Source organism: Bacteroides nordii, from assembly GCF_019930665.1.
GTDB classification, from domain to species: Bacteria; Bacteroidota; Bacteroidia; order Bacteroidales; family Bacteroidaceae; genus Bacteroides; species Bacteroides nordii.
In genome coordinates, this window is record NZ_CP082886.1 from 5,543,776 (window position 1) to 5,561,347 (window position 17,572).

The following is a 17,572-nucleotide window of genomic DNA, read 5'->3' on the forward strand; positions in this document are numbered from 1 at the left end:
ATGAAACGATTGATTATACTATTATTTGCCATCGGGATAACTGCCATGAACAGTATGAGTATGGCGGCTATGAGTAATAGCAGGGTACGCAAAGAGACGCGCTTCCTGACTGATAAGATGGCGTATGAACTAAACCTGAATACGCAACAGTATAATGATGTTTATGAAATCAATTTTGATTTTATCTATTCCATTCGCTATTTGATGGACGATGTAATACGCGGATACGAATGGGCACTGGATGATTATTACAATTATCTGGATGTGCGTAATGACGATTTGCGTTGGGTGTTGAGTGACTCACAGTATCGAAGGTTTTTGGGGCGCGATTATTTTTATCGTCCGATATATGCTAATACAGGTGGGTGGAACTTCCGTGTGTATATCACATATACGAACCATAACCACTTCTACTTCCCGAAACCACCTCATTATCGTAGTTATTCCGGAGGACATTACCGGACACATTTTCATAATGTAAGTTATTATCGTGGGCGCTATAACCATAGTTATTATCGTGGAAACTATAGTGTGAGAAATGGTCGGGTGTACCATACTAATCGTCGTTCGGACTTCGGATCGGTGAATATTCGTCCGAATACAAGTACAAGGCCTTCTTCCAGACCCGGAACCCGTCCAAGTACTGGCACAACTACCCGTCCGAGCACTGGTACGACTACCCGTCCGAGCACCGGTACAACTACCCGTCCAAGTACTGGTACAACTCGTCCAAGTACTACTCCGGGGACGTCAACCCGTCCGGGAAATTCTGAAACGAAGCCAAGTTCTACCTCTCGGCCTACTACGCGGCCAAGTAGTAGTTCTTCATCTTCAAATCGTGAAAGTACATCAGGTAGTAGAAGAGACAATAATACTTCAGGCAGCAGTAGCAGGGTAAATAGCAGTACAAGCCACAGTAGTACAAACTCCGGAAACAGTAGTCGCAGAAGTAGTTCTTCAACTAACCGGGAAACTACTTCCCCAAGTAGTAGTCGTAGTAGTTCGGTTTCCAGTGGACAGTCCGGACGCAGTTCTTCTTCCAGATCATCTTCAAGTAGCAGAAGTTCTTCTTCCAGCTCTTCTGAACGGGGAAGTAGTTCAAGAAGATAAATTATTGGGAAGTTCTTATCAATCAACTCCTCTTTTCCTATGTAATAATGGAAAGAGGAGTTTTTTCTTGTTAGGGCTTGATTTTCTGGCTGCAAAGTTAACTATAAACTATTATTCGTAAGTACCGTATCCTAATTAAATGATTGTATCATTGAAACGCAGATTATCGCAAATTTACGCAAAGAATATCGTCTCTTAAGTGCAGCAAGCCATCTAATCTGCGAAAATCTGCGATCATTTGCGTTTCAATAAAACACTGGCATAGTATGAATTAAATTTGAAGTACCACTTATAATAATATCCACTAAATATCGTTATTCTATAAAGTTATGGAACGTTTAAAGACATTTACAGATAAACGGGGGAGTCTGACCCTTCTTGAGGTAGGACAGGATATACCTTTTCCTGTTGAACGTGTGTTTTGGATACATAATGTACCCGAAGGACAAGAACGTGGGCAACATGCCAATACGGAGTTGTCCGAATATCTTGTGGCTGTCAGCGGTAGCTTTGATATCTGGACAGAAGATATAACGGGACGTAAACACTATCATTTGTCTTCTCCTTCCGAAGGCTTATTAATTCCGCCGGGAATGTGGAAGGTCATGAGTAATTTTTCACCGGATGCTGTTGTTCTTGTTCTGGCTTCTCATCCCTACTGCCTTGATAATTATATTAATTCATACGACGAATTCCTGGAATATATAAAGAAATGACACTTGCTATCCGAGACTTACAGTTGAGCGTTGTCCGTTATACGTCGGATCAAAAGATAGTTTGGGATAGTTTTGTGGCTGCCTCCAGAAATGGTACGTTCTTGTTTATGCGTGATTATATGGATTATCATGCAGATCGTTTCACCGATTATTCTCTGATGTTTTATAAAGGAGGGCGATTGCTCGCTTTATTACCGGGAAATATAGAGGATGATACTTACTGTACGCATGGCGGATTGACCTATGGCGGGTTTGTTCTTGCTTATCAGGCAAGTGCGAGTGTGGTGTTGGAGGCATTTTATCTTTTGTGCCGTTATCTGAAAGAAACCTTCGGAGTAAAGCGGATTGTTTATCGTACTATTCCTTTTATATATCATAAATATCCTGCTGGAGAGGATTTGTATGCCCTGTTTCGCTTGAATGCCCGGCTGACAGAGCGGAAGATCTCTTCGGTTGTAATGCCTGCTGGAGGCTGTCCTTTCAGTACACTTCGGCGTCGAAAACTGAAGCTTGCCCATACGAGTGGATTAAGCATTTACCAGGATGACGCTTTTAATGCTTTCTGGCCTGTTCTGGAGCAGAATCTGCAACAACGTCATGATCGATTACCGGTACATTCGTTAGAGGAGATTGTACGTCTTAATCGTTTGTTCCCGGAAGAAATAAAACTTTATCGGGTACTCGATAAAGACGAAACGGTAGGAGGATGTGTGATGTATATCTCTGGTGAAGTAGCTCATGTCCAGTATATTGCTTCTACTGATAGAGGGCGGGATATGGGAGCACTTGATCTTTTGTTTGACTGCTTGATAAACCAAATTTATACAGAGAAACGTTATTTTGATTTTGGAGTTTCTGTAGAAGATGGAGGACGTTATCTGAATGAGGGATTAATATTCCAGAAAGAAGGATTTGGTGGGCGTGCAGTTATGTATGATACATATGAACTTTGTTTAGACTCTGGGGATGATGATTAAATATTTCGATTTACAGCGTATTAGCAACTCTTTCGAGCCGGAGATGTCGGATGTTATGCTTCGTGTGCTTCGTTCCGGCTGGTATTTACAGGGAGAAGAAAACCATCTTTTTGAAAAAGCTTTTGCTGATTATTGTGGTACAACCTGTTGTGTAGGTGTGGGTAACGGATTGGATGCATTGACTCTTATCTTTATGGCTTACTGCGAGTTGGGAGAAATGCAGCCCGGTGATGAGGTGATTGTTCCTGCCAATACTTACATTGCCTCTATATTGGGGGTGATCCGTGCCGGAATGAGACCGGTTTTTTGTGAACCTTCTTTGTTGTCATGCAATATAGCTTCCGAAAAAATAGAATCCCTGATTACCTCCCGAACCAAAGCTATACTTCCTGTACATCTATACGGAAGATGTGCTGATATGCAGCCTATTAAAGATATAGCAAGACGTCATAATCTCAAAGTTGTGGAGGATGCGGCACAAGCTCATGGTGCCATTTATAACGGGAAACGTACCGGTAGCCTTGGAGATGCAGCCGGATTCAGTTTCTATCCGGCAAAGAACCTGGGTGCATTGGGAGATGGTGGTGCAGTGACTACCAATGATGAGTCGCTTGCTGCGATGGTTCGTTCTATCGCCAATTATGGCTCTTCTGCAAAGTATGTCCACCTTTATAAAGGTATAAACAGTCGCCTGGATGAACTTCAGGCCGCCGTATTGCGTCTGAAACTGTCGCGTCTCGATGCTGACAATGAACGTCGTCGCCTGATTGCCTCTCAATACATGACGCATATTCAGAATACGCAATTAACCTTGCCACGGGTCGATGACTGGCAGCAGCATGTATTTCATATTTTCCCTATCTTTTCATCTTGCCGTGACAGGTTGCAGACTTTCCTTGCGGAGGAAGGAATACAAACACAGATACATTATCCGATTCCTCCGCACAAACAAGAGGCCTTGACTGAATATGCTGCTCTTTCATTGCCGGTGACGGAGCAAATACATCGTGAAGAATTGAGCTTGCCCATGTCTCCCCTGATGACGGTTGAAGAAGTGGCCTATGTGATTGCGGCAATCAATAAGTTTGAATAAATCTGTTCGTATTCTGGGGATTAATGTGTTTTCCAGAAGTCTGCATACTGTTGTGCAACTTTTACATAGTCATGATGTTTTCTTACGTATTCAATACTTTGCGCTGATAGTATTGGAATCTGCTCTTTATGTTGCACGATGAATTCCAGTTTCCGGAAAATATCTTCTTCGGAGGGATATACATTAATAATAGGACGTAGTTCTTTCTCGTTTATTATTTCATAATTTTCTTCTTCTCCGCCTCCTACTACGATAACCCCTTTTGTCATAGCTAACAAAGAGTTCATAGAAGGAGTATATGAATATAACTGATCTAATTGTACGTCAGCGTCATCCATTAACCGTTGATAGGTATCATAGGGAGCATCGATAGCTTCTGTAATATAGCATCGGTCCGGATATTTTTTTTGTACTTCCTTGAGAACGGGATACATAATATCTGTGCCTTTGATATCACTTCGTGCGGATTGAATACCGATAAAAAAGTTCACTTTTTCGGGTTCGGGCCGTACCCGGCTAACAATGTCAGAATAGTCAATCGGTAGTGGGATGAACGTTAATTTATCCGGGAAGTATGAAGTATAAGATACATAATACTCCCATAGGCAGGCTATGATGCCATTACAGGTTTGAGCTATTTCTTTGTTGGCACGTGCTGTTCCGCCATACAGGCATTCTTTTATTATTTTACGGTTGACAGGCGTGTCTCTGAATTTGTCCTGAGATTTGAAATCAGAATATTTGAATACATTCGTTTCCATACAAGTTTTTACGTAGTAATGGTCTGTACCAAAAGCACCTAAGAATATCTTCTTATTATGTTTCCGTAAAAAACGATAGATGGGTAGGCTCTTTTCCGGTTTCAGATGCAGAAAACAGGGATTGACGATTTGTACGATATCATATCCCTTTAATTTAGGAAGCAATAATAAAACCTTTGCCAGATATTTGACTCCATCTATTTTACCGTCTGTTGGGCGCAACAGAGAGATATCCCGTTTATAATTTTTCCAGTGGTTGCCGTCTGAGACAACACACACTTCATGTCCTAATATGCGGAGTCCTTCTGCTAAGGTCCAATGGATATTGCTGAATTCACCGAGAAGTAGTATTTTCATAGCAGTGCAAAAAGATTGAGGGGTATTCGGGCTATAGAGTATTTCCATGAGTATTTTTCATTTGGTAATGGAAGAAACTGATGTTTCTTTAACTCTTTTAGAGCCGCAGGATATCCCAAAAGTGGATAATGGTTGTGTATTAATTGTAATATATAGTCAATCGTGAGGAAATGAATTCTCCTTTGTAGCGCCCGTTGTTGCTGTGGAGAAGCTTCTGCAGCTGTCTCTTTCAGATATTTTTTCAGATCTGTCAGTATTTGCCGGAAATTCTGTATCCGTTGAGTACGGTTGGTTACATCCTGTTTGTGCAAAATAGAATGGGGGCACTGATAATAGGCATATACTGTCAAGTTTGTTATGATAGTAGTTCCGGCATGGAAATAAGCTTTGGCCACGAATGCTTCATCTTCATGATAGGCATTTTCAGGGAATACGAGCCGATGTTTGAGAAGCCATTCTTTTAGAAAAAGATGTCTCCAGGCTGTACCCATGAAATTATGTTCATTCATAAATGCAGCTCCTGTCGGATAGGTTTTGGATGTGGCTTCTTCTTTACTTCTAACTGTTTCATTGGAGTGTGAGACTTGTTGAAAACCAAAGGATATCATATCCGGATGTTGTGTTAGCAGAACCATACATTGTGCCAGCATTCCCGGAAATAGATAGTCATCCGCATCTATAAATAACAGATATTCTCCCCGGGCTTTACCAATACCAATGTTACGTGCTCCACCCAATCCTTTGCCATTATCATCTTCAATGAGTATTTCGTAGTCCTCTGTTTCCATACCTTGATTGCGGATGGAAGCAATACAACGTTCCAGCATTTTTTTATCTGCCGTTCCATAAAAAGGGATGATTATACTTAGTAATGGCTTCATTATGCAAAAATAGTGATTTATTTAATATGCTGCCATAGTCTTTTTATGGCAATCCATAAGGAAAATGTGATTAATAACACACATATTGCATAACCATACCAAGGATTGACAGGTACCAGATAGCGTACAGAAATAAAACTGGCTATAGCTAATGTACTGGTAAAGAGAAATAGGTATAATACTTCCCGGTTAAATACAATCTTGAAGATTTTTCTGCAGGAAATTCCCACCACTGTCAGATAGCAGACATAACTGAATAAAAAAGCAATCCCTATTCCTTCAATTCCCCATACAGTATATCCTATGATATTGGTTATTAGTATAGTGCTCCATGAAAATAATTCAGTACCAAGAAATAACCGGTGTGCTCCTTTAACGATAAGTATATATCCCATACTGGTAGAAACCACTTTAAAGATCATACCTAAGATGGCCCATGACAGAAAAGGAATGACTGGTAGGAACGACTTGGTAAGTAGCAGGCGGACAATTAGTGGTGCTGTTGGCAGAAAGATTGTGATAACCGGACACAGTATCAGCAGTGATACTACGGTCTGCTGATTCATTATGGAACTGAGTTTCGTGTTTTGATTATGAACAGCTGCCAGTCGGGGGTAGTAGTCGGTACTCATTGCCACAAAGATAAGCCCGATGTATTTGTCTATCAGTCCGAACCCGGACTGGTAGATACCCACGTCCTCCAATCCACCGTGACTTCTAAGGTAGATATTGAATAGATAGCTGACCAATGTACTGGCAAAACCGCTGATGGTAAGCATGGCTCCGATTGTGATGATACTTTTACCTTCCTGACGAACAGATAAAGGTGGCACTTTTTGTTTGTCGCGGAACAGCAGTGTAGCAAAGTAACCACAAATGGAAGAGAGTATAATAGCAACCACAACGCCATCCGTTTTCCATATATAATAAATAGGTAGTGAAATAAGAAGTCCTGCAGATGCACCCAGTAGATTGGCTTGTGCCAGAATACGGAGGCGTCGGAATCCTTGAAATATAGCAAGTTCTCCTTTGGTCAGCGTATCAAATAAGATGGTACAGGCGAGCCACATATATGCTCCTGTAAAGTCCCGGGTTCCGAAACTCCATTGTGATAGCCAGGGAGAAAGTGCAAGCACCACCACTGCACCGAGTAAGCCAGCATATAAGCTCATTTGCCGGATTAGAGTTGCTATTTGTGCAGCTTTACGGGGATCTTCGGCAGAGGAGAGGCTTTTGACACCTCCCTGATTGATACCTAACCCCGTTATACTTTGTACCATGCTTATGGCATTGTTGAACATTCCTAACAGACCTACACCGTCTACACCAAGAAGCAATGCCACCACTTTGGTACGTACCAAAGTAAGCAGAACCTGAAAAGCCTGTACGCCTCCGAAGAGGGCTGTAGCTTTTACGATGCTTCTATATTCTTTTTGTTGTTCCATAAAACAATAGGCAAAGATAATTAAAAATAGTACACTGTCCGCATATAAGCGTACATGTGTTCATTTTCGTACACTAAGGATTTATTTTATACTGTTGGTTATCAGTATTTTATTGTTCTGGCACACCTCTTGCATTTAGATATACGAAGGCGGTTATCAAATAGAAAACGAAAAAAAACAGAAAGTGATGCAACCTTTGAATAAGTCAATACGTCTAATATATAAACAGGAAAAAAAATTAACTAATAAAAAATATACGATTATGAAGACTACAGTATTTTTCAGAATGATTGTTTTAGTAGTAATGACAATTACAGGTGTCGTAAATGCAGAGTTAAAAGCACAGGATACGAACTTTGTAACGAATGAAATTAAAGAGGGTGACTTAGTTACGTCGAAGGTTATCTATCGTATGGATGGTTCGCTTTATCGTCATATGAAATATGATTTTTCTTATGATGATCAGAGTAGAATGACTGCAAAAGAGGCATTTAAGTGGGATGGTAGTCATGACAAATGGACTCCGTATTTTAAAATTACTTATTTGTACGCCAACAATGAAATCACAATGGAATATGCACGTTGGAATGAGAGTCGCAGAGCGTATATTGATTCAGTAGAGAAAACGGTTTATGAGTTGAATGAGCAAAATATGCCGGTTGCCTATATGAACTATAAGTGGAGTAAATCAGAGAGCGACTGGACAATGAATGTGGTAAACAGAGTTGACGATAATTCAAATCTGATAGCATTTGCTTATTAAAAATATTTGTAATAAAAATAAAAACGAAGCTCCGCGTTACTTTCTTGGTAACGTGGAGCTTCGTTTTTCAGTGTATACTTTCTTTTATGGAAGTACAATTTTATCTGTAATGCAATAATTATTGCAGTAAACACGAATGATATAAAAACCACCCGTGAGTCCGCTGGTTGGTAGAATGAAATAATTACCTGCTACGGCAGGTGTATTTGTGAAAAGTATTTGTCCGTTGATGCTAAGTACTTCTACTTTGTCTATACGTTCGCTTTGCAGAGTGAGATATCCGTCATGTGGGTTGCCGGATATCTGAATTCTGTTTTTATATCCGTTCCCCGGAGTATAAATACCCGTAGCACGGTCCAGCATTAAAGTGGTAATGATAGGGTCATGGTCAGAACTGCGATAGGGATCCGGCGAATAGTTTACGGCATTTTTATAACCAAATTTACTTTGTTCATCTGCATTGATATGCCAGGGCGTTGCATCTACTACTTGCTTACTCATGCTGGCAGAGGCTATGGAGTGATCCAGATAACCGATAGCTCCATTGTAGACATAGCTATAATCCTGCGGAGAGAAATGTTCCAGTAAGTTCACTAAAGAAGCATTTGTAAGTATCCGTATCGGGTCTTCTCTGGAGTATGCATTCAAATCCCCCAGTATCAGTATATCCGGATCTTCGTAATAATTGGTTAGTGCATTCAGTTCGTTGACCAATGTGTGGGCTTCTGCTTTTCGTTGATTATTTGATTTCCCCTGTCCGTCATATTGATCGGCATCGGTGCCGCTACCAGACGATTTCGACTTAAAATGATTCAATGAGATAATCAGTCTTTCCTGGTTCTCTTTCAGGTTGAAGGCCTGTGCCACATGACGGAGTTTGAGATATGAACCAATGGTGAGGACTTCTTTATAAGGTTCTACCTTATCCGTGTTGTAAACAAATACATTTTTAGTATACGTACTTTCTTTCGTATCCCCGTTGTCGGTATAAGCATACCGGTTTGTTCCGGCTATGTCATTCAATCCTTCCACAATGTCCTGCACGGCCGTTTTTCCTTCACCAACTTCGCAGAGTGCGTATATGTCTGCATTTATTGCTTTGAGAGCTGCAAGTATTTTAGTACGTTGGCGTGTGAATTCATTCTGGCTGGCTGCACCGTAGTCCGGATTCCACAGAGACGAATTTGCAATGTAGAAGTTCAGATTGAAACTGGCGATTTTCAGATTGTGTGGTACTGTTACTTCCCGGGGTTGAGTGGTACGTTCATTACCTGCGAAAGAAGGAGCTATTTTGGGGATAATTGTATAAGTGCCGTTACTGACAGATACCGTTCCTGTAAGGTTGGTGGTTTGTTGTCCGGTACGGTAAAAAGCTGTTTTATCTACTTTAAGGGATAGTATGCGCTTAGGGAAGTCTTTTTGCCATTGAGTATACATTTCTATCCCAGGTTCATGTTCTTCTGTGGCAGACTGTATGCGTTCGGCGGCTAAAACCAATATACCGTTAGAACTTAATTTTCGGGTATCGGTGATAATGAGCGGATTGGTAATGGTTACATCCTTTCCATTCAGGCTTGTATTAAAATCATCCGGGAAGATAACCTTTTGTTGACCAAGCAGAGCGACCGGCAGGAAAATCAGTAATAGGAATAACCTTTGCTTCATAGACAGTTTTTTGTTTATGAAGCAAAGATACTGATATTATTGGTTACTCAATAGCCTTTCCTTTGTAGAAGTCGAGAATCTTGGTACGGAACAGATAATCATATTTTGCCTGTATCTTGTCCGACAGCGATTTTGTCAGATTCTGTTTGGCTTCGTTGTATTCAACGAAAGTAGCTTTCCCGTTGTCGAACTTTTCGCTCATCAGGCGGAAAGACTCTTCGTTGGCAGCAACGGCCGCTGTACTACTGTTAAATTTACTTTCGGCAGCTACTGCGTTGTACCATGCTTGTTGAATCTCTTTATAAAGCACCTTTTTAGTGTTATCAAGTTTCAGGGCGAGGTTGGTTTGCTGTAGCCGGGCACTACGAACACGATTGCGGGTAGCCAAACGGTTAAACAGTGGTATACTCAAATTGAATCCGATGCCTTTATTCAGATTGTTTTTCAACTGAGATCCGAAACTGTGCTCGGCAGATCCGTTTAGTGTATAGAAATTCGTTCCCAAATTTGCTCCGAAAGAAAGTTGTGGGTAGTAGTTACTTTGCGCGATGCGTATGCTCTTTTCACTACCTTCCAAACGAAGTTGTGCAGCCCGGATACCCGGTTTATTACTCAATGCTTCTGTATATATATCATCCGGTGGGGTCAGTGGGGTGAAGTCTACAAGAGTATCTGGTTGTGCGAGTGAAAATCCTTTGGGAGTAGACAGTTCCAGTAATTGGCTCAAATTTAGTAAAGCCAATTGGTAATTGTTTTCAGCTTGTACTAAACTCATTTCATCTTGTGCTACTCGTGCTTTAGCTTCAGCTACTTCAGCTGCCGACGCTTTTCCTACTTCTGCCAGGCGGGTGATACGTTTACATTGTTCTTTACTGAGTTCAACTTGGCTGGCTGCTACTTTATTGAGTTCCATATTAAATAAAACCTGTAGATAAGAAGATGTCACATTAATAGCAATATCCTCTTTTGCCTTATTCAGATCTTCAATAGCAGCTTTGAAATTCAGTTTGCTAAGGGCATACTGATTGGGTAGTTGCAGTCCGGTAAATAGTGGGACATTGGTACTAAGACCGAATTGTGTACTACCACTGTTGATGTCACTATACGTATTGTCTACCGGTGAAGTCGAACGTCCCCAACTCCAGCTCTGACTTGCCGAGCCACTCAAATTCGGTAACCTTGCCCACTTTGCCGTATTTGCCTCTATAGCACTTTGCTCGGCAGCATTAGCTGTTTGCTGAATTTCTATATTGTGCTCGATGGCATAGTCAATGCATTGGCGTAGCGTCCACCCCTCCTGAGCCTGACTGGTGGCACAGAGTGTGGTAAGAGAGAATATAATAAGTCCTTTTTTCATAATTTCCTGTTATTGATTTTACTTCTTATCTTTCTTTTCCGCTCCACGGATTTTGTCTTTGGCTGTTACGCCACTTTTAATTTCAATCTTGATACCATCACTCATACCGGCTATAACCGATTTGCGCTGGAATTTCTGTTCTGGTATGGAATCTGTCATTATATATACAAATGTAGAGTCACCACTGAATTCAATCACGCTTTCGGGCACCGCTAATGCCTGCTGGGCACGTTGAAGCACAATCTCTGCGTTGGCCGAGTAGCCCGAACGGATTTGTACACTGTCCGGAACGGATACCGCTGCTTTTATCTCAAACTGATTGGCCCCGTTTTCTTCCACACCTTTGGGTGAAATGTATTCCAGTGTAGCGTCGAATGTCAGGTTCTGCAATGCACCGATAGTCAGTTTTACGGGCATACCTTCGTGGATACGGCCTACTTCCGTTTCGTCTATCTTGCCTTTGAAGATCAGGTCATTCATGTTGGCCACCGTAGCAATAGTCGTTCCGTCATTGAATGTATTACTCATGATAACCGAATTACCAGCCTTTACCGGAACGTCCAGGATCAGTCCGTCTATTGTAGAGCGAATCAGTGTGCTGGAGAGTGAAGCACTGTTTTTGGTGATACCCTCCTTGATGATTTCGAGAGCATCTTTGGCTGTCTGCACTTCTACATGGCTTTGTTTCAGTGCTACTTCGCTTTTTTCAAAGTCTTCTCGGCTGATCAGCTTGTCTTTGAATAGTTTCTCAATACGGTCAAAGTCTGTTTGTGCCTGTTTCTCATTGATTTCTGCCAGACGCACACGACTTTCGGCAGAGTTTACCTGTCCCAGTTCCGGAATGACCTTTACTTTGGCAATCACTTCACCTTTACGGATACTTTGTCCGGCTTCTTTATACACTTCGTCAATGATACCGGAGATCTGTGGTTTGATAAGAATTTCATCACGTGGCTCTACTTTTCCCGTAGCTACGGTTGTTTTTTGAAGGTCGGCCACCTCTGCTGTTACGGTTTCGTATACAACAACTTTGGGTTTTGATTTCATCCACAGGAATACAAATGTCCCTATAATACCGGCTGCCAGAAGTACTAACAATGTGATTTTCAGAAACTTTTTCATTTTAGTTTTATTTTTGATTTTTATTTTATTCTTGTTTTTCACTTTTCTTTGGGGCGCGTATCTGTTATTCGTCCCTGATAGCTTCTATCGGTTTTATTGCCATTGCCCGGTAAGCAGGTGCCAGTCCTGCCAGCATGCCCAGCGTGACAAGTAGCAGACAAGTACCTACGGCTAAGCCGAATGTCACCTGAAAGCCGAAAGACCTTCCGCTGTCACTGGTAATTGTAAGATCCATAACCTGAAGTACCAGCACGGCAAATGAAATTCCCATCATTCCGGCTACGGTGGTCAGTACCATACTTTCGGAGAGAATCTGCTGGAGAATATCTTTGGGGCGTGCACCAATGGCACGGCGAATACCGATTTCGGTGGTTCGTTCGCGAACAGTCACCATCATAATATTCGATACCCCGATTGCTCCTGCCAGCAGTGTACCCAGTCCTACCATCCAGATAAGAATGCGTATTCCTGTGAATAGGTTGTCCATCATTGAAAACATGGCTTCTGTGTTCAATACCATGATTGCTTGTTTGTCGTCCGGCGATATAAAGTGTGCTTCTTTAATGATACGTTCTACTTCCGGTTGTATATCGGTCACTTTCAGTCCGGGTTTCACCGTGAAGCAGGCCAGTTCTATGTTACGTCCTAAGTTATAGGCCCGTTGCATGGTTGTGAAGGGTAGTATAACCGATTCTGACGACTGTCCCTGAATATTGATATTCCCTTCTGCTACCGACATGCCGATAACGCGATAGTAAATTCCGTCTACACGTATGTATTTCCCCAGCGGGTCAGTTCCCGGGGTGAACAGGCTTTCGTATACGCGCTTTCCGATGACGCACACTTTACGTGCTTCGCGGATATCCACATCGTTTATAAATCGTCCGAGTGCAATATCCTGTGCTTCGATATTTTCATATTCGGGGTGCAGACCTTTTACGATACAGTCGAACTTTTTGTCTTCGTGTACGGATTTAGCCCCCCAGCGGGCAATGGAAGGAGTGATAAGCTCGATACCTTCTACATTTTCGCGTATCCGTTCAATATCATCGATGTTCATACTCCACCAACGTCCTTTACTAAATCCTTTGTAAGCCTCACCTGTACGTTGGGGCCAGGCAAATCCTGAGTTGGTAGCAAACCCCTCAAATTGTACCTGCATTGCATTTTGCATACCCTGTCCGCCGCCAATGAGTGCCACAAGCATGAAAATACCCCAAAATACACCGAATGCCGTAAGCAGGCTTCGGGTTTTGTTTCTTGTTATCGTGATGAGGATTTCCTCACACGTGTCCATGTCTATTCGCATCTTTATTATTTACTAAGTGCTATATTATTTGGTATGAGCTAAACGACAAAAGAATATTCTGTTTCCCTCATGCCTCATTTGTTTATCTCGAATTTCTGTTAAGCTACGAAGGACCTTTAATCGTAAATTATAAATCGTCCAATCGAAAATATTATTAATCCGCTCTCAGTGCCTCAATCGGGCTGATACTAACCGCTTTGCGTGCGGGGAAAAATCCTGCCAGTGTTCCTGCAACTACCAGCGTCAGAGTTGCTTGTATGGCAATGCTCAGGTCCACTGTCGGGTTAGAGAATACTGTCTCCGACCACATACCGTTGTCCATTTGCTGGTTTCCGAAAGCACTGTCCATCCATTCCGTTACGGCAATACCCGCTACCATACCTATGTATCCGAAGAAAGTTGTTATAGCAATACTCTCTACGATGATAAGCCATAAGATAGATCCCGGTTTGGCTCCTAAGGCCTTGCGGATACCGAATTCGTGGGTACGTTCCTTTACGGTAATCAGCATAATGTTTGATACTCCCACAATACCACTTAACAGCGTAAAGATCCCTATTACCCAGATGGCAATCCGGAGCATATTCATTGCGCCCATGTTTCGCAGATAATTAGTGAACCTGTTCCATATCCAGATAGCACTGTTGTCTGTGGGATCAAAGCGGTGATTGGCTCCGAGCACTTTACGGTATTGCGCTTCGAAGGCTTCGTTGTCTTCTATTGATTTCAGGTTTTTGGTGGTAAATACAATGTTGTTTAGTTTATCACCTTTGTTGTAAATAATCTGAAGGGTAGTAAAAGGGATATAGGCATCGCTTGAGCTATTGTCTCCCTGATCTTTGTATAGTCCTATCACCTGATAGACGATACCTCCGGTCTTTACATTTTGCCCGATGGGGTTTGTATGGGTTTTCCCGAAGAGTATATCGGCTGTCTTGACGTTAAGAACAACAACTTTTCTGCGTTGTTGTATATCCATTTCGTTGATAAACCTTCCTTCGGACAGTTTCACGGTTTCTACTTCCGGAAAGTTGGGAAATACGCCTGTAAGACTCAGGTTGACATACTCTTTGCCAAAGCTGAGATTGGCACTTCTCTGATACAGAGTTGCACCGACGCTGATAACGTTTTCCTGAAATTGTTGTTTTGTCACATCCAGGTCTTTATTGTCCAACCGGATATTTCGTCCCTCTTTCAGTCCTTCGTATGATTTGGTTGTCCACCCCGGATATATTTTTATGGAGTTCAGTGCTCTTTCCGAAGACGATTGCTCAAAGGCATGTATCAATCCGTTACCTGCTCCTAACAGTACGATAAGCATAAAAATCCCCCATGCCACAGCAAATCCGGTGAGGAAGGTACGAAGTTTATTCCGCTTGATGGTACCGTATATTTCTTGCCAAATGTCAAACATGATTTTATTTACGATTTAACGATTTACAATTAGACGATTGAAATTACTTTTGTATTTACGACTGTCCCTTGGCTTTATGATTTACAAAGATTTTTCAATCGTAAATAGTCAATCACCCAATCGTAAATATCTTTACTTCATTATTCCGTGCTGTCCGAAAGGCGATGCATCGTGGTCAAGATTCTCCTCGATCCGTTCGATGATTCCGTCTTTGATATGGATTATTTTGTCGGTCTGGTTGGCCACACCGCTTTCGTGAGTTACTACCACGATGGTCATTCCTGTTTTGTGAAGGTCTTTCAGGATTTGCATCACTTCAACGGAAGTCTTACTGTCCAATGCTCCGGTGGGCTCATCGGCAAGAATTATCTGTGGTTGGGTGATTAGTGCCCGTGCTATTGCCACACGTTGTTTTTGTCCACCACTCATTTCGTTTGGCATGTGATGAGCCCAGTCTTTCAGTCCCAGTTTGTCGAGATATTCCAGTGCTAAAGCGTTACGCTTTTTACGTCCCACTCCCTGATAAAATAACGGGAGGGCTACATTTTCCACTGCATTTTTAAAAGAGATCAGATTGAAAGATTGGAAAATAAACCCGATCATCCGGTTTCTGTATTCTGCAGCTTTCGTTTCGCTGAGGTTCTTTATCAATACATTGTTCAGGTAATATTCGCCGGTATCATAATTATCCAGAATACCCAGTATATTTAGTAAAGTGGATTTTCCTGAGCCCGATGCCCCCATGATGGATACAAATTCACCCCGTTTGATATCGAGGTTGATACCTTTGAGTACATGGAGAGGTGCTCCGTTGTAGTAGGTCTTGTTAATGTCTTTAAGGTATATCACAATTTCCTTTGTTTAGTTTTTATTTTCTTATAATTTCATCTATTAGACGCACGTAAGATACGAAAAGTTGCAAACAGAGTGAACTTTTTTTCAAAAACATTTTGCCGAATCAATCTTCTTTACGTAATTTGTGTGCAATAAATATTTAATAAGCTAACCCTTTTAAACGAACTATCATGAATTCAAACATGGAAAAGCCCTATGTAGTGGGTATTGACATAGGCGGAACAAATTCTGTCTTTGGTATAGTAGATGCACGTGGAACTATTATAGCAAGTGGCTCGGTGAAAACTCAGGCCTATTCTACAGTAGAAGAGTATGTAGATGAAGTGTGCAAGAATCTTCTTCCGCTTATTATTTCACAGGGTGGAGTTGAAAAAATAAAAGGTATCGGTATCGGTGCTCCTAATGGAAATTATTATAGCGGAACAATTGAGTTTGCTCCAAACTTGCCGTGGAAAGGTATTATTCCTTTGGCCGCTATGTTTGAAGAGCGACTTGGTATTCCTACTGCATTGACCAATGATGCGAATGCTGCTGCTGTAGGCGAAATGACATATGGTGCTGCCCGTGGTATGAAGGATTTTATCATGATCACGCTGGGAACTGGTGTCGGTAGCGGTATCGTAATCAACGGACAAATGGTTTATGGTCATGACGGTTTTGCCGGTGAACTGGGCCATGTGATTGTTCGTCGCGGTACAGGGCGCATGTGCGGTTGTGGTCGTAAAGGCTGTCTGGAGACTTACTGCTCGGCTACAGGTGTGGCTCGTACAGCACGTGAATTGTTGGCTGCCCGTACAGATGCAAGCCTTTTGCGTAATATTTCTGCTGAAAACATTACTTCTAAGGATGTATATGACGCAGCAGTGCAAGGTGATAAACTGGCACAGGAGATCTTTGAATTCACGGGTACTTTGCTTGGTGAAGCACTCGCAGATTTCATAGCGTTCTCCAGTCCGGAAGCGATTGTATTGTTCGGTGGTCTGGCAAAATCGGGTGATTACATTATGAAACCGATCCACAAAGCCATGGAAGATAACCTGCTTAATATCTATAAAGGAAAAACCAAATTGCTGGTTTCCGAACTGAAAGATTCTGATGCTGCTGTATTGGGTGCCAGTGCATTGGCTTGGGAACTGAAAGATATGTAATAAGCGTGTCCCATTAATTATTTATAAAGGTAATGAAGCCCCGGATGAACCAATGTTCATTCGGGGCTTCTGGTTTCTGTGTATGGATTTATTTGGAGAACTCCTATGGTATATAGAATAAACCGAGAGATAATTAGGTTTTGTTCCCCTCCATTATTTTTTAGGAAATCAGAAAGGAGCAGACATCATAATGATTTATTAGGTCAATATATGGTTGTTGAAAAAGTAATAACAAGACTTTTATAAAAGGAAACAAAAGATAAAATGTGAGTCTTTGCTTTTAATGTAATTGACTGGTTGCTAATGAATAAAGCTTTCGAATTTAAAGGCAGACAAAAGTGTACATTATAGTGAGTGTTAATTGTACACTTTTGTCCTGCTAATTTGTACACTCTTGTTCTGCTTAATTGTACACTTTGGTAACGTGAATTTTAAACGTTAAAAAAACGAGTTAATAATGTTAACGAAATGCGAGTTAGATATAATGGTGGTTTATTTATGAATAATTACAAATACTACTGATACGGGAAGCGTATCAATATAACACAGTCTATTGGATATTGATATCTATCGTTTAGCCATTAAAAAAAGAAGTAGAA

15 protein-coding genes are annotated in these 17,572 nt (G+C 41.5%); 6 read left to right on the forward strand and 9 right to left on the reverse strand.

Going from position 1 to position 17,572, the window contains the following annotated elements; all coding sequences use genetic code 11:
* The 4 genes from K8P02_RS21280 to K8P02_RS21295 all read left to right on the forward strand — a co-directional run bounded on the left by K8P02_RS21280 (position 1) and on the right by K8P02_RS21295 (position 3,896).
* Complete coding sequence (locus tag K8P02_RS21280) at positions 1 to 1,110, forward strand: hypothetical protein (protein ID WP_044157973.1); 1,110 nt, start codon at positions 1 to 3, stop codon at positions 1,108 to 1,110.
* 329 nt (positions 1,111 to 1,439) lie between these two features.
* A complete protein-coding gene (locus tag K8P02_RS21285; protein WP_002559095.1) occupies positions 1,440 to 1,826 on the forward strand; it encodes a sugar 3,4-ketoisomerase in 387 nt (128 codons plus the stop codon).
* Positions 1,823 to 2,803 carry a GNAT family N-acetyltransferase gene (locus K8P02_RS21290; protein ID WP_025866789.1) on the forward strand — a complete coding sequence of 327 codons (981 nt, stop codon included), beginning with the start codon at positions 1,823 to 1,825 and terminating at the stop codon, positions 2,801 to 2,803. Before K8P02_RS21285 ends, K8P02_RS21290 begins: the two co-directional genes overlap by 4 nt.
* On the forward strand, positions 2,796 to 3,896 hold the full coding sequence (locus tag K8P02_RS21295; protein ID WP_025866790.1) for a DegT/DnrJ/EryC1/StrS family aminotransferase: 1,101 nt from the start codon (positions 2,796 to 2,798) through the stop codon (positions 3,894 to 3,896). Before K8P02_RS21290 ends, K8P02_RS21295 begins: the two co-directional genes overlap by 8 nt.
* A 20-nt stretch (positions 3,897 to 3,916) precedes the next feature.
* On the opposite strand, the gene K8P02_RS21300 is transcribed toward K8P02_RS21295, so the two are convergent.
* From K8P02_RS21300 to K8P02_RS21310, 3 genes are read right to left on the reverse strand one after another with little or no spacing between them, the layout of a single operon-like run.
* The gene (locus tag K8P02_RS21300; RefSeq protein WP_007483802.1) at positions 3,917 to 5,014 is read right to left on the reverse strand and encodes a glycosyltransferase; all 1,098 of its coding nucleotides are present in this window, start codon (positions 5,012 to 5,014) and stop codon (positions 3,917 to 3,919) included.
* Entirely contained in the window at positions 5,011 to 5,895 is an 885-nt protein-coding gene (locus K8P02_RS21305; protein ID WP_025866791.1) for a glycosyltransferase family 2 protein, read from the reverse strand. Before K8P02_RS21305 ends, K8P02_RS21300 begins: the two co-directional genes overlap by 4 nt.
* Before the next feature lie 17 nt (positions 5,896 to 5,912).
* The gene (locus K8P02_RS21310; protein WP_002559100.1) at positions 5,913 to 7,340 is read right to left on the reverse strand and encodes an O-antigen translocase; all 1,428 of its coding nucleotides are present in this window, start codon (positions 7,338 to 7,340) and stop codon (positions 5,913 to 5,915) included.
* A 262-nt stretch (positions 7,341 to 7,602) separates the two neighbouring features.
* Between K8P02_RS21310 and K8P02_RS21315 the strand changes: the two genes are divergently transcribed.
* Entirely contained in the window at positions 7,603 to 8,103 is a 501-nt protein-coding gene (locus K8P02_RS21315) for a DUF3836 domain-containing protein (RefSeq protein WP_195349811.1), read from the forward strand.
* Between the two features lie 84 nt (positions 8,104 to 8,187).
* On the opposite strand, the gene K8P02_RS21320 is transcribed toward K8P02_RS21315, so the two are convergent.
* The 6 genes from K8P02_RS21320 to K8P02_RS21345 all read right to left on the reverse strand — a co-directional run bounded on the left by K8P02_RS21320 (position 8,188) and on the right by K8P02_RS21345 (position 15,819).
* Positions 8,188 to 9,768 (reverse strand): ExeM/NucH family extracellular endonuclease, encoded by a 1,581-nt coding sequence (locus K8P02_RS21320; protein WP_223381801.1) that lies wholly within the window; start codon positions 9,766 to 9,768, stop codon positions 8,188 to 8,190.
* A 43-nt stretch (positions 9,769 to 9,811) separates the two neighbouring features.
* On the reverse strand, positions 9,812 to 11,125 hold the full coding sequence (locus tag K8P02_RS21325) for a TolC family protein (protein WP_025866793.1): 1,314 nt from the start codon (positions 11,123 to 11,125) through the stop codon (positions 9,812 to 9,814).
* An 18-nt stretch (positions 11,126 to 11,143) separates the two neighbouring features.
* Positions 11,144 to 12,247, reverse strand: coding sequence for an efflux RND transporter periplasmic adaptor subunit (locus K8P02_RS21330; RefSeq protein WP_025866794.1), 1,104 nt, complete (start codon positions 12,245 to 12,247; stop codon positions 11,144 to 11,146).
* A 64-nt stretch (positions 12,248 to 12,311) separates the two neighbouring features.
* A complete protein-coding gene (locus K8P02_RS21335; protein WP_002559106.1) occupies positions 12,312 to 13,556 on the reverse strand; it encodes an ABC transporter permease in 1,245 nt (414 codons plus the stop codon).
* 154 nt (positions 13,557 to 13,710) lie between these two features.
* Complete coding sequence (locus K8P02_RS21340; protein ID WP_025866795.1) at positions 13,711 to 14,970, reverse strand: ABC transporter permease; 1,260 nt, start codon at positions 14,968 to 14,970, stop codon at positions 13,711 to 13,713.
* 132 nt (positions 14,971 to 15,102) lie between these two features.
* Positions 15,103 to 15,819: an ABC transporter ATP-binding protein gene (locus K8P02_RS21345; protein WP_002559108.1), complete on the reverse strand. Its 717-nt coding sequence runs from the start codon at positions 15,817 to 15,819 to the stop codon at positions 15,103 to 15,105.
* A gap of 176 nt (positions 15,820 to 15,995) precedes the next feature.
* Between K8P02_RS21345 and K8P02_RS21350 the strand changes: the two genes are divergently transcribed.
* Positions 15,996 to 16,973, forward strand: coding sequence for an ROK family protein (locus tag K8P02_RS21350; RefSeq protein ID WP_002559109.1), 978 nt, complete (start codon positions 15,996 to 15,998; stop codon positions 16,971 to 16,973).
* Positions 16,974 to 17,572: the final 599 nt, after the last annotated feature.